This is a genomic window from Streptomyces sp. NPDC046197 (genome assembly GCF_040646295.1).
Lineage (GTDB): Bacteria > Actinomycetota > Actinomycetes > Streptomycetales > Streptomycetaceae > Streptomyces.
The window spans coordinates 52177-64467 of record NZ_JBEYZY010000018.1 but is presented as its reverse complement, the minus strand read 5'-3'; the positions used below and the strand labels follow the sequence as shown (position 1 = coordinate 64467).

Below are 12291 nucleotides of genomic sequence, written 5' to 3'. Positions count from 1 at the left end.
GCACCCCCCTTCCCGCTCCGTGACAACCCCCGGTGGAGCCGTTCACGCGCGGACCCGGTCGAAGAGAGAGTGAAAATCACCTGCGGCCGGGACGCCTCATGAACTCCTCACACCCTCCAACGGCCGGGCCCGGACCGGGGTTCCCCCGAGGGTGCCTTGGCTCATTCGAGAATCGTCACGGGATCACCGACGCGGATCGTGCCGGTCGACTCGGGCACCAGGTTCTGCCCGAAGACCAGTTCGCTGCCGAAGCGGCGGTGGCGGCCGAGCGTGCGCAGGGGTTCCTTGCCGCGCTTCGCGGACGTCTGGTCGGTCGTGGTCACCACGCAGCGGCCGGAGGTCTTGGCGACCCGGAAGGCGACTTCGCCGATCGCGATGCGCGACCAGTCGTCCTCGGCCCAGGCGGGCGTGCCGGCCACGACCACGTTCGGCCGGAAACGGTTCATGGGCAGCGGGCCCTCCTCGGCATGGTCGCCCTCGGCGATCAGCGAGTTGAGGGAGTCGAGCGAGGAAAGCGTGGTGAGCAGCAGCGGAAAGCCGTCGGCGAAGCTCACCGTTTCGCCCGGCAGTGAGTAGTCCGGGTCGACGGGCCGGCGCGTGGCGGGGTCGTCCATGTGGAGGAGGCGTACGTCGGCGCCGAGGTAGCCGCTGCACCAGGCGTGCGCGGTGGCGTCGGCCGGGACGGCCTCGACCTTGTCGCCGAAGATGTCCAGCGTCACCGTCCCCCCGGGCTGCGGCACGGGCACCGTGAGGGGGTCACGCCCGGGTGCGGACAGGCGAACTCCGCCGCCGGGCCCGGGCTCGGCGGCGGCCAACGCGAGGCGTGGCTGCTGGCGTTGCGTGACGACCTTTCCCCCGTCGTCGATCAGCACCCAGCGTCGGTCCCCGGCCAGCCCCCAGGGCTCCACGACGGCCTGCCGGGGCGCGAGGCCCCGGAAGGCCTTGACCGGGTAGAGATGTAGTGACCGCAGCTCCGCATTGCCCATGACCTCATCCTGCCAGGCGGCACGGACGGTCAGTGGGAGATCAGTAGCCGCGGTACTGCTGGTTGTTGTACGGGTCCTGGTACGGGGCGACGGCGGGGCGGGGGGCCGCGGGGCGCATCGTCTCGTAGCCGGTGCCGTTCCCCATGGGGCGCGGCGGCTGGGGCTGCTGCAGGCCGGGGTACCCGCGCGGAGCGGTGGCCTGCTGCGGGATGTACGCGGCGGGCGCCTGCTGGAGCGGGGCCGGCTGCGGCATCTGCGGGTAGCCGTAGGCGGGCTGGGAGGGGGCCGCCGGAAGGGCGGCGAGCGCCGACGGAAGCGCGGGGAGGTGGCTTCCCGTGTCGTACGGCGCGGGGACCCGGATCGGGGCGATCTGCGGGGTACCCCGCTCGGCCACGAGCGAGTCGTAGATCGGGGTGTCCGGGAAGGAGGCGGAGTAGTAGCCGCCACCATAAGTGGAGCGGGGGGAGGTCATGGCACATAAGTTAAGCCCACGATGTGCTGGTTGGGGAGACCGATAAGAGGGTTGTTTTCCGCGTCCGCGGTGACTCGGGATCCCCAATGTGAGCGAAATTGGCAAAAAAGGACGCCAAACGACGTTCAGATCGTGTAAAGGCCAAGCTCCCGGGGGGTTACCGGCGGTTGGACGGAAGGGTTCCGGAGCTCCTCGTGGGAGTTCGCCGCCTCCGGCAATAGGTTGGGCGCGTAGAAAGTGGCGAGCCGACGGATCGCCGGGTCCGGGCCCGGCGTCCCATGCGATGGGGGCGGACATGTCAATGTCGAAGGGATCGAACACGCCGGTGCCGACCACGGCCCTGCGCGTCGAGACGGGCTGGCGGCCCGGACCGGGCGTGCCCGACGCGGATGCCTCGGCGCTGCTGCTGGTGGGCGGAAAGGTTCGCTCCGACGGCGACTTCGTCTTCTACAACCAGCCGGTGCACCCCTCGGGCGCGGTGCGGCACGAGGGCAAGCGGAACGTCGGCGGCAGGGTGACCGACACGCTCCTCGTCGACCTCGCGCAGGTGGAACCCGCCGTCGAGACCGTGGTGGTCGCCGCCTCGGCGGACGGCGGAACGTTCGGCCAGGTGCCCGACCTGTACATCGAGGTCCAGGACGCCGCTCGGGGCACGGTGGCCGCCCGCTTCGACAGCACCGGCGCCACCGTGGAGACCGCGTTCGTGCTCGGCGAGTTCTACCGCCGTCAGGGCGCCTGGAAGTTCCGCGCGGTGGGCCAGGGCTACAGCAGCGGACTGGAGGGCCTGGCCACGGACTTCGGCATCACCGTGGACGAGCCGCAGCACGCGGCACCGCAACCGGCACCCGTCCCCGCCCCGGTCCCGGTCACCGCGCCCCCGCCGGCCGGTCCGCCCGTGCCCCTGCCGCCACCCGTCGCGCCTGCCGTCGGCCTGCCCCGGACCATCGCATCCGTGCCCCCGGCACCACTGGCATCCCCGGTCCGCCTGACCAAGGTGACGCTCACCAAGGCGGCCCCGTCGGTGTCGCTGACCAAACAGGGCGGTACCGAAGGTGCCATGCGGGTGAACCTCAACTGGCAGATGCGTAAACAGTTCACGGGATGGAGTGGCAAGCGGGGGCGGGCGGTCGCCGCCCACGCGGATCTCGACCTCGACCTGTGCGCCCTGTACGAACTGGCCGACGGACGCAAGGGCGTCGTCCAGGCACTCGGGAACGCCTTCGGTTCGCTGCACCGGCCGCCGTACATCCATCTCGACGGCGACGACCGGACGGGAGCGGTGGCAAGCGGCGAGAACCTCACGATCAACCTCGACCACCAGCGCGACTTCCGGCGGATCCTGGTCTTCGTGACCATCTACGAAGGGGCCCGCTCCTTCGCCGACCTGCACGCCACGGTCACCCTCCAGCCGCAGTACGGAGCCCCGGTCGACTTCTCCCTCGACGAGTGCACGGTTCCCTCGACGGTGTGCGCGCTCGCTCTGATCACCAACACCGGGAGCGACCTTCTCGTCCAGCGGGAGGCCCGCTACCTGGTGCCCGAGCGGGGCGTGAGTCCGCAGCGGACGGTGGACCACGCCTACGGGTGGGGCATGAACTGGACGCCCGGCCGCAAGTGAGGCGTCAGCTCTCCTCGGGCACCGTGTCCGGGCGCGGGTAGGTGCGGCCCTTCCAGGCCGCGCCGCGGCCCCGGTAGTGCCGCACCGCGGAGTCGACGGTCATCAGCAGGTACAGGAAGGCGGTGAAGGGCAGCAGCGGAGCGAGCCACAGCGGCTGGCGGTAGTAGCGAAGCATCGGGACGTACGTCGCCGTCATCACGAGCCACGCGAGACCACCGGTGAGCGCGGCGGCCGCACTGCCCGCCGCCAGGCCCGCCACCAGGGTCACGGGCGGCGCCAGGTACACCAGCGCCAGCCCGGCGACGGTGCCGGCCAGCAGCAGCGGGTTGTGGCGGAGCTGCGCGTAGGCGCTGCGCGAGACCATCCGCCACAGGTCGTGCAGCCGCGGGTAGGGGCGCACGCTGTCCACTCGCTCGGCCAGTCCCAGCCAGATGTGGCCACCGCCGCGCTTGACGGCCCGGGCGAGCGCCACGTCGTCGATGACGGCGTGCCGGATCGCGTCCGGGATCCGTGCCCGCTCGGCCGTCTCGGCGCGCAGCAGGACACAGCCGCCCGCGGCGGCCGCTGTCCGCGTGCTCCTGCGGCCGATCCGGCGGAAGGGATACAACTGCGCGAAGAAGTAGACGAAGGCCGGTACGACCAGCCGCTCCCAGAGGCTCTCGACCCGCAGCCGGGCCATCTGCGACAGGACGTCGAAGTCCCCGGCGCGCGCCGCCGCCACGAGACGGCGCAGACTGTCCGGGGCGTGCGCGATGTCCGCGTCCGTCAGCAGCAGGTACTCGGGCGCACGCGCGCGTGCCAGGCCGATGCCGTGGCGCACCGCCCACAGCTTGCCCGTCCAGCCCGCCGGTGGCTCGCCCGGCGAACCGACGGTCAGCGGCAGCCCACCGTGGCGCCGCGCCAGTTCGCGGGCCAGCTCCCCGGTGCCGTCGGAGCTCGCGTCGTCGACCAGGACGACCTCCGCCCGCCCCGGATAGTCCTGCGCGAGCAGCGACGGCAGGCTCCGGGGCAGCACGGCGGCCTCGTCCCGCGCCGGTACCACGACGCACACCGACGGCCAGTCATCAGGGTCCGGATCCTCGCCGGGCGGCAGCCTGACGTCCGTACGCCAGAAGAAGCCCTGGCCGAGCAGCAGCCACAGCCACGCGGCGAGTGATGCGACGGCGGTCCACACGATGGCGCTCACGCGCGCAGTCTGCCCCACCGGGGCGGGGCCGCGGGGACCATCGTCTATCGTGGCCGGGTGAAGATCGCGCTCATGGACTCCGGAATCGGCCTCCTTCCCGCCGCCGCCGCGGTACGCCGGCTGCGGCCCGACGCGGATCTCGTGCTCTCCTGGGACCCCGACGGCATGCCATGGGGACCGCGCACACCGGAGGACATCACCGAGCGGGCCCTGGCTGTGGCCGGGGCCGCCGCCGCCCACGGACCGGACGTCCTGATCGTCGCCTGCAACACCGCGTCCGTGCACTCCCTGCCCGAGCTGCGAGCACGTTTCGAACCGGACCTGCCGATCATCGGCACCGTACCGGCGATCAAACCGGCCGCCGCGGGGGGCGGACCGGTCGCGATCTGGGCGACACCCGCCACCACCGGCAGCACCTACCAGCGCGGTCTGATCGAGCAGTTCGCCGACGGGGTGGCGGTCACCGAGGTGCCCTGTCCCGGGCTCGCGGACGCCGTGCACCACGCGGACGAGGCGGCCGTCGACGCGGCGATCGCCGCCGCCGCCGCGCGCACCCCCGACGAGGTGACGACCGTCGTCCTGGGCTGCACCAACTACGAACTGGTCGCCGAGCGCATCCGCGCCGCCGTCCAGAAGCCCGGTCTCCCGCCGCTCATCCTGCACGGATCCGCCGGGGCAGTGGCCGCACAGGCACTGCGCAGGATCGGTGCGGAGCCCGCCCCGGAGGCCGTCGCCGACACCACCCTCACGGTGCTGCTGAGCGGGCGCGAGGCAGAGCTGCCCGAGACGGCCCTGGCCTACGCGGAGGGCCGTCTGCTCCAGGCGGCGCTTCCCGCCCGCTGAGTCCCGGTCACCAACCGCACGCGGGCCGTCCGCGAAGTGTCCCGCCGGGACAGTCACTCTCCGCAGCATGCTACCCGCGCAGCGAAACGTGAGTAACCTCATTGATATGAGGGACCACCCCCGCAGCGAGAACGGCAGCCATTCCGAGGTGTGGACCGGACGTGCCACCAACCGGATCCAGTGGCTGCTGGCCCCGGTCGGTGCCGCCTGCATGGCGCTGGGGATCGAGCTCGCCGTCGACTCCGCCTGGACCTCCGGCATCGCTCCGCTGGTGATGTCGGTGGTGGGCTGCATCGCGGCGGGACTGCTGGTCCTGTTCGGCACCCTCGCTTTCGTGCATGTCGCCCTGAAGGTGGACCGGGAGTCCCTCGAGGTGCGCTGCGGCCACATCGGCCTGCCGCGCCGCCGCATCCCGCTCGCCCATGTCGCGGGCGCCGAGTTCGCGCCGCACGTCACTCCACGCCAGTGGGGCGGCTGGGGCTATCGCTGGCGTCCCGAGAAGGGCACCGCGGTCGTCGTGCGCCGCGGCGAGGGCATCGTGCTGCGTCTGTGGGACGGCCACACGTTCACGATCACCATTGACAATGCCGAGGCGGCGGTGCGGGTGATCAGGGACCGGCTGCGCCCGCCGACGCCCGGCCCGGCCTGAGCGCCCGGCTGCCGCCTCTCAGGGCGTCAGCGGGCTTCACCGCGTCCCCGCCTCCATGCCCGCTGGCCCCGCCGCCTCGGCCAAAGGCCGCGCCGTGGCCATGCCCGCCAGCAGGCCCGCGCCCACCGACACCGCCGTGAAGCTCAGCGCGTCGCCCACCGCGGCGATCGCCGCCACCGCCGTGAGAGCCGCGCCCGCGGTGAGCGCCACCGGGGTCGGCCGCTCGGTGCGCCACAGCGTGTACAGCACCCAGCCGTACGCCGCCGCCAGCAGGACCACGCCGGCCAGTCCCTGCTCGGCCGCCTGCTGCAACAGCGCCGAGTGCGGCTTTCCGTCGGGATGCAGCGACTGCGCGACCGTCGGGCTGAACTCCCCGAAGCGGCCCGGTCCCACGCCCAGCCCCGCGTCCCGGTGGGCGAGGTGCAGCGCGTCCTGCCACAGCTTCACCCGGTACGGGGTCAGCTGCCCCGCCAGGGACCCGGCGAGGCCGTCGGGCAGGGCGCGCGCGGCGACCGCCCAGCTCGCCCCGGTCACCGTGGCGGCGGCCAGGGCCAGCCCCGCGATGCCGAGGCCGCGGTGACGCATCCGCCCGCAGGCGAGCGAGCACAGCAGCACCGCGGCGCTGCAGACCACCCCGGCGACCGAGCCGAGTGCGGCCGCGGTCACCGTGATCACGACGGCCAGCGCCCGCAGCGCGAGTCGCAGGGCGGGAGCGGACGCGGTCCAGGCGGCGCAGCAGGCGGCGCCGGCGGAGAGGGCCAGCAGGGCGGCGGTGCCACCGGCGTGCCCCAGGGGTGCGGCGAACTGCGGGCCCGGGACGAGCCCCGGCACGGCGACGGCAAGCCCCACTCCGGCCAGTGCCCCGGCGCAGGGGGCGGCTGTCGGCAGCAGCGCACCGCAGATGCGGCCCGAGGCGTATCCGGCGGCCACGGCCAGCACGGCGAGCAGCACACCCTCGGGACGGCCCTCGTGCAGCGCGCCGGTGATCAGCGACCAGGCGGCGCAGCCTCCGAGCACCGCCACGCCCACCGCGTCAGAAACGTTTCGCCTGTCGTTCACGGCTCGCTCGTCGCCGACCCGCCCGGCGTCGTCCGCTTGTCTTGCGCCGTCCGCCCCGTCCGCAGACGCCATTTCCCCGGACATCTCCTTGGACCGCACCCGTCGCCCCCCGAACCCCGCTCGCCCCCGACCTGTGAACGGCCCCCGGCCGCCAGGCCGGGAGCGCCGCACGGCGAAGGCTCCGGCACACCGTAACGGCTGATGCCCGTTTTGTGGACGCCTTGCGCAGGAACGGTGCGGTCCGGACGCAGAAGGCGGCCGCTTGCCCCCCCTGCGGACCGCGCTGTCGGCCCCGAGGTCACGCGCCGTACACTCCCCGGGTGACCGTCACCGCAACTTCCGTCGACGAGTCGGACCGCCTGCGAACGCAGCCCGCGCCGGCGCCCTGGAGCGCGAAGCTCGTACGGCTCGTGCCCGCCGTTGCCGCGGCGCTGTCCGGAGTGCTCCTCTATGTCAGCTTCCCGCCGCGCACCCTGTGGTGGCTGGCGTTGCCGGCCTTCGCGGTCTTCGGCTGGGTGCTGCGTGGCCGCGCCTGGAAGGCGGCCCTCGGCCTCGGCTACCTGTTCGGCCTCGGCTTCCTGCTGCCGCTGCTGGTGTGGACCGGCGTGGAGGTCGGCGCGGGCCCCTGGCTCGCGCTCGTCGCCGTGGAGGCGGTCTTCGTCGCGCTGGTGGGTGTGGGCATCGCGGCGGTGTCGAAGCTGCCCGCCTGGCCGCTGTGGGCGGCGGCGGTGTGGATCGCCGGTGAGGCGGTACGCGCGCGTGTGCCGTTCCGCGGCTTCCCCTGGGGCAAGATCGCCTTCGGCCAGGCGGACGGCGTGTTCCTGCCGCTGGCCGCCGTGGGTGGCACCCCGGTGCTGGGCTTCGCGGTGGTGCTGTGCGGCTTCGGCCTGTACGAAATCGTGCGCCTGGCCGCCGAAGGGCGGCGCACGCGCGCGGTGCGGCGGTCCACCGCGGCTGCCGCCCTGCTGAGCGTGGCCGTTCCGGTGGCGGGCGCCCTGGCCGCCCGGCCCCTGGTGAGCGACAAGGCGGAAGACGGCACGGCGACCGTCGCGGTCATCCAGGGCAATGTGCCGCGCTCGGGCCTGGAGTTCAACGCCCAGCGCCGCGCCGTCCTCGACTACCACGCGCGCGAGACGGCACGCCTGGCCGAGGCGGTGAAGGCGGGCAAGGTCCCCAGGCCCGATTTCGTGCTCTGGCCGGAGAACTCCTCCGACATCGACCCCTTCACCAATGTCGACGCGCGCCTGGTCATCGACCGGGCCGCCAAGGAGGTCGGCGTGCCGATCTCTGTCGGCAGTGTGGTGGAACGGGACGGCAAACTGTTCAACGAGCAGATTCTGTGGGACCCGGTCAAGGGCCCCGCGCAGGCGTACGACAAGCGCCAGATCCAGCCGTTCGGCGAGTATCTCCCGCTGCGCTCGCTGCTCGGCGCGATCAACAAGAACTGGACGTCGATGGTCCGGCAGGACTTCAGCCGGGGCACCAAGCCGGTCGTCTTCAGCGTCGGCGGCACCAAGATCGGCCTCGCCACCTGCTACGAGGCCGCCTTCGACTGGGCCGTCCGCGACGAGGTCACCGCCGGCGCGCGGATGATCTCGGTGCCGAGCAACAACGCGACCTTCGACCGCAGCGAGATGACCTACCAGCAGCTCGCCATGTCCCGCGTCCGGGCGGTCGAGCACAGCCGGACCGTCACGGTGCCGGTGACCAGCGGCGTCAGCGCGATCATCATGCCGGACGGGCGGATCACCCGGAAGACCGGCATGTTCGTGGCCGACTTCCTGGTCCAGAAGGTGCCGCTGCGCTCCTCCGCGACGCCCGCCACGCAGCTGGGCATCCTGCCGGAGATCGCCCTCGTCCTGGTCGCCGCGGGCGGCCTCGGCTGGGCGATCGGGGCCGGTGCGCGCGGCCGGCGCGCCGGTGACGCGTAGCCGCACGCCGGCCACCTGCCCCAGACGGAGAAAGGCCAGGGAGCCGGGAACGGCCCGTTAGGGTCGTGGCATGCCAACTCCTGACTTCATCCGTGAGATCCGTTCCGCCGCCGGCCACCAGCTGCTGTGGCTTCCCGGCGTCAGTGCCGTCGTTTTCGACGACGCGGGCAGAGTCCTGCTGGGGCAGCGGGCGGACAACCGGAAGTGGACCGTGATCACGGGCATCCCCGACCCCGGCGAGCAGCCCGCCGACTGCGCCGTGCGGGAGGTGTACGAGGAGACGGCCGTGCGCTGCGTTGCCGAGCGCGTCGTCCTGGTCAGGTCGGGCAAGCAGGTCACCTATCCCAACGGCGACATGTGCCAGTTCATGGACATCACCTTCCGCTGCCGGGCCGTCGGCGGCGAGGCGCGGGTCAACGACGACGAGTCCGTGCAGGTCGGTTGGTACGAGGTGGATGCGCTGCCGCCGATGGACGCCGGCCAGCAGTTCCGCATCAAGCAGGCACTGTCCGACGAACCCACATGGTTCGAGTCCACGAGTCTTGACTGAAGTATGGGGTGTGACCACATGTGGTGTGTCAGGAGCGGTGTCTAGGGTCGGGGACATGACCTCGTCCAGCGCTCCCCCCTTCCCCCACGCCGCCGCGCTCGACCTCGGCGGCCGCTCCGCCCTCGTCACCGGCGCCGCGAGCGGCATCGGCCGCGCCTGCGCGCTGCGCCTGGCCGCCGCCGGGGCGAAGGTCAGAGCCGTCGACCGGGACGCGGCGGGCCTGGACGCGCTGGCCGAGCAGTCCGGCGGTCTCGCGGGCGCCGTCGAACCGCACGTCCTCGACCTCACCGACCTGGACGCCGCCGAACACGTGGCCGCCGGTACCGACGTGCTGGTCAACAACGCCGGATTGCAACTGGTGCGACCCATCGAGGAGTTCCCGCCCGACGTCTTCCACACCGTCCTGACGGTGATGCTGGAGGCCCCGTTCCGGCTCATCCGCGGTGCCCTGCCCCACATGTACGGACAGGGGTGGGGCAGGGTCGTCAACATCTCCTCCGTTCACGGACTGCGCGCCTCCGCCTACAAGTCGGCGTACGTGGCGGCCAAACACGGTCTCGAAGGGCTGTCCAAGACGACCGCACTCGAAGGCGCTCCGCACGGCGTCACCTCCAACTGCGTGAACCCCGCGTACGTACGCACACCTCTGGTCGAGAAGCAGCTCGCCGACCAGGCCAGGGCGCACGGCATCTCCGAGGAACGCGTGCTGTCCGAGGTCCTCCTCCAGGACAGTGCCGTCAAACGCCTGATCGAACCGGAGGAGGTCGCCGAGGCCGTGGCCTATCTCTGCAGCCCGCAGGCGTCCTTCGTCACGGGCACCTCGCTGGTACTGGACGGCGGCTGGAGCGCGCACTGACCGGTCGTGCGCCCGCCCGCCGCCGAGTTGTCCACAGGGCTCACCGGAGGGCCGGATGATGGGGAATCCTGTGAGCATGTCCAGCGATCACGTGCAGTCCGCCAGGCGTCCCGTCACCGGCGCCGGGGCGTCGGCCGGCCCGGCCCTGCCGGACGGCAGCGCCAACGTGCCGGGCGGTACCGCCATCGTGCCGACCGGCAGCGCCACCGTGCCGACCGGCAGCGCGGCCGTGCCCGAAGGCAGTGCCGAGACGCCCTTCCTCGAACTGCTGGCCCGGGGCGCGCCGGCCGACGCGTACGAACAGCCGGTGCTGCTCGCCCGTGCCGCCCACCGGCCGGCCGAGCGGATCGCCGCCCTCGAACACGCCAAGCTCCTCGCCCTGCGTGTCCGCGCGGAGCTGGAGGGCCGCCGTCGTCGTGAGGCGGAGCTGTCCGCCCTGTTCGAGACCGCCCACGACCTGGCGGGCCTCAGGGACCTGGACGCGGTGCTGCCGGCCATTGTGCAGCGCGCCCGTTCCCTGCTTGGTACGGACGTCGCCTACCTCACCCTCAATGACCCGATCCGGGGCGACACGTACATGCGCGTCACCGAGGGCTCGGTCGCGGCGCGCTTCCAGCAGCTGCGCCTGGGCATGGGGGAGGGGCTCGGCGGCCTGGTCGCGCAGACGGCCCGTCCGTACGTCACCGACGACTACTTCAAGGACGCCCGCTTCCAGCACACCGGCACCATCGACGCGGGCGTGAGCGACGAAGGCCTGATCGCCATCCTCGGCGTTCCCCTGATGCTGGGCCCGCACGTCATCGGAGTCCTGTTCGCGGCGGACCGGCGGGCGCGGGTCTTCGAACGGGAGCAGATCGCGCTGCTCGGCTCCTTCGCGGCCCTCGCCGCGGCCGCCATCGACAGTGCCAATCTCCTCACCGAGACCCGCTCGGCCCTCGCCGACCTGGAGCGGGCCCACGAGATCATCCGTGACCGCAGCGCGGTCATCGAACGCGCCTCGGACGTCCACGACCGGCTCACCGAACTGGTCCTGCGCGGCGGCGGGGTGCACGACGTGGCGGACGCGGTCTCCGAAGTCCTCGACGGCACGGTCGAGTTCACCGAGGCCACCGCCGCACCCACCGACGCCCTGCAGGCATCCCGGGCGGACGGGCACGCCGTGCGGCACGGGGACGACTGGATCGCCGCGGTCGCCGCCGGCGGTGAACTGCTCGGCGCGCTCGTCCTGCGCGGCCACCCCCGCCTCGACCCCGTCGACCAGCGCACCCTGGAGCGCGCCGCGATGGTCACCTCGTTGCTGCTGCTCGCCAGGCGATCGGCCGCCGAGGCCGAACAGCGCGTCCGCGGCGAGCTGCTGGACGACCTCCTGGACGCCCGCGACCGCGATCCCCGCCTCCTGCGCGAGCGTGCCGCCCGGCTGCACGCCGACCTCGACGCCACCCATGTCGTCCTCGCCGCCCGTCTCGACGCCCCGGTGGCCGACGCCGACGAGGAGGCCGACGCCCGCCGCCGTCTGTGGTCGGCGGCCTCCCATCTGGCCGCCACCCGGCACGGCCTGGCCGCCGCCCGCGACGGCGGTACGGTCCTGCTGCTGCCCCTCCAAGGGGCCGGCACCGCGACGGAGCTGGCCCGCCGCACCGCCCATCACCTGGGTACCGCGGTGCACGAGGCGGTCACCGTCGGCGCCTCGGCGCCCGTGGAGGAGCTCGCCGCCCGCCCCGACACCGTCGCCGCCGCCTACGCCGAGGCACGCCGCTGCCTGGAGGCCCTGCGCCTGCTCGGCCGCACCGCCGACGGCGCGGCCGCCGAGGACTTCGGCTTCCTCGGCCTGCTCCTCGCGGGCGACCGGGACATCGCCGGCTTCGTCGACCGCACCGTGGGCCAGGTCGTCGCCTACGACGAGCGGCGCGGCACCGACCTGGTGCGCACCCTGGACGCCTACTTCGCCTGCGGCATGAGCCCGGCTCGCACGAAGGACGAACTGCACGTCCACGTGAACACCGTCGCCCAGCGACTGGAACGCGTCGGCCGCCTGCTCGGCGACGACTGGCAGACACCCGCCCGCGCCCTGGAGATCCAACTCGCCCTGCGCCTGCACCGCTTGTCGTCACCGTCACCGGCACAGGGCTGACCCCCGCACG

At 73.0% G+C, this 12291-nt stretch carries 11 protein-coding genes; 7 read left to right on the top strand and 4 right to left on the bottom strand.

The features are described from left to right. Positions 1-161 precede the first annotated feature (161 nt). On the bottom strand, positions 162-986 hold the full coding sequence (locus tag AB0A61_RS24540) for an MOSC N-terminal beta barrel domain-containing protein (protein WP_361295972.1): 825 nt from the start codon (positions 984-986) through the stop codon (positions 162-164). 40 nt (positions 987-1026) lie between these two features. Continuing rightward, on the bottom strand, positions 1027-1458 hold the full coding sequence (locus AB0A61_RS24535) for a DUF6643 family protein (RefSeq protein ID WP_361295970.1): 432 nt from the start codon (positions 1456-1458) through the stop codon (positions 1027-1029). Positions 1459-1759: 301 nt separating this feature from the next. Between AB0A61_RS24535 and AB0A61_RS24530 the strand changes: the two genes are divergently transcribed. Then, on the top strand, positions 1760-3076 hold the full coding sequence (locus tag AB0A61_RS24530; protein ID WP_361295967.1) for a TerD family protein: 1317 nt from the start codon (positions 1760-1762) through the stop codon (positions 3074-3076). Positions 3077-3080: 4 nt separating this feature from the next. Here AB0A61_RS24530 and AB0A61_RS24525 read toward each other — a convergent pair whose 3' ends face one another. Then, positions 3081-4262: a glycosyltransferase gene (locus AB0A61_RS24525; protein ID WP_361295964.1), complete on the bottom strand. Its 1182-nt coding sequence runs from the start codon at positions 4260-4262 to the stop codon at positions 3081-3083. A 57-nt stretch (positions 4263-4319) separates the two neighbouring features. On the opposite strand from AB0A61_RS24525, the gene AB0A61_RS24520 reads away from it, so the two are divergent. Together AB0A61_RS24520 and AB0A61_RS24515 are read left to right on the top strand one after the other, a co-directional pair. Beyond that, entirely contained in the window at positions 4320-5105 is a 786-nt protein-coding gene (locus AB0A61_RS24520) for an aspartate/glutamate racemase family protein (protein WP_361295961.1), read from the top strand. Positions 5106-5211: 106 nt separating this feature from the next. Further along, complete coding sequence (locus tag AB0A61_RS24515) at positions 5212-5754, top strand: hypothetical protein (protein WP_361295958.1); 543 nt, start codon at positions 5212-5214, stop codon at positions 5752-5754. Between the two features lie 36 nt (positions 5755-5790). Here the strand turns inward: AB0A61_RS24515 and AB0A61_RS24510 are convergent, their stop codons facing one another. Further along, on the bottom strand, positions 5791-6885 hold the full coding sequence (locus AB0A61_RS24510) for a hypothetical protein (RefSeq protein WP_361295955.1): 1095 nt from the start codon (positions 6883-6885) through the stop codon (positions 5791-5793). A gap of 248 nt (positions 6886-7133) precedes the next feature. Here AB0A61_RS24510 and lnt point away from each other — a divergent pair, with 248 nt between their 5' ends. From lnt to AB0A61_RS24490, 4 genes are all read left to right on the top strand, one after another. Further along, a complete protein-coding gene (gene lnt / locus AB0A61_RS24505; RefSeq protein WP_361295952.1) occupies positions 7134-8744 on the top strand; it encodes an apolipoprotein N-acyltransferase in 1611 nt (536 codons plus the stop codon). Positions 8745-8814: 70 nt separating this feature from the next. Next, complete coding sequence (locus AB0A61_RS24500; protein WP_361295949.1) at positions 8815-9294, top strand: NUDIX domain-containing protein; 480 nt, start codon at positions 8815-8817, stop codon at positions 9292-9294. A 55-nt stretch (positions 9295-9349) separates the two neighbouring features. After that, positions 9350-10150: a 3-hydroxybutyrate dehydrogenase gene (locus tag AB0A61_RS24495; RefSeq protein ID WP_361295946.1), complete on the top strand. Its 801-nt coding sequence runs from the start codon at positions 9350-9352 to the stop codon at positions 10148-10150. A 76-nt stretch (positions 10151-10226) separates the two neighbouring features. Beyond that, entirely contained in the window at positions 10227-12281 is a 2055-nt protein-coding gene (locus AB0A61_RS24490; protein ID WP_361295943.1) for a helix-turn-helix domain-containing protein, read from the top strand. The last annotated feature ends 10 nt before the right edge of the window (positions 12282-12291 follow it).

What these genes read in the sequence shown, in the direction of transcription:
- AB0A61_RS24540 (WP_361295972.1), bottom strand. Translation starts at nt 986, where the DNA reads ATGGGCAATGCGGAGCTGCGGTCACTACATCTCTACCCGGTCAAGGCC.
- AB0A61_RS24535 (WP_361295970.1), bottom strand. Translation starts at nt 1,458, where the DNA reads ATGACCTCCCCCCGCTCCACTTATGGTGGCGGCTACTACTCCGCCTCC.
- AB0A61_RS24530 (WP_361295967.1), top strand. Translation starts at nt 1,760, where the DNA reads ATGTCGAAGGGATCGAACACGCCGGTGCCGACCACGGCCCTGCGCGTC.
- AB0A61_RS24515 (WP_361295958.1), top strand. Translation starts at nt 5,212, where the DNA reads ATGAGGGACCACCCCCGCAGCGAGAACGGCAGCCATTCCGAGGTGTGG.
- AB0A61_RS24510 (WP_361295955.1), bottom strand. Translation starts at nt 6,885, where the DNA reads ATGGCGTCTGCGGACGGGGCGGACGGCGCAAGACAAGCGGACGACGCC.
- AB0A61_RS24500 (WP_361295949.1), top strand. Translation starts at nt 8,815, where the DNA reads ATGCCAACTCCTGACTTCATCCGTGAGATCCGTTCCGCCGCCGGCCAC.
- AB0A61_RS24495 (WP_361295946.1), top strand. Translation starts at nt 9,350, where the DNA reads ATGACCTCGTCCAGCGCTCCCCCCTTCCCCCACGCCGCCGCGCTCGAC.
- AB0A61_RS24490 (WP_361295943.1), top strand. Translation starts at nt 10,227, where the DNA reads ATGTCCAGCGATCACGTGCAGTCCGCCAGGCGTCCCGTCACCGGCGCC.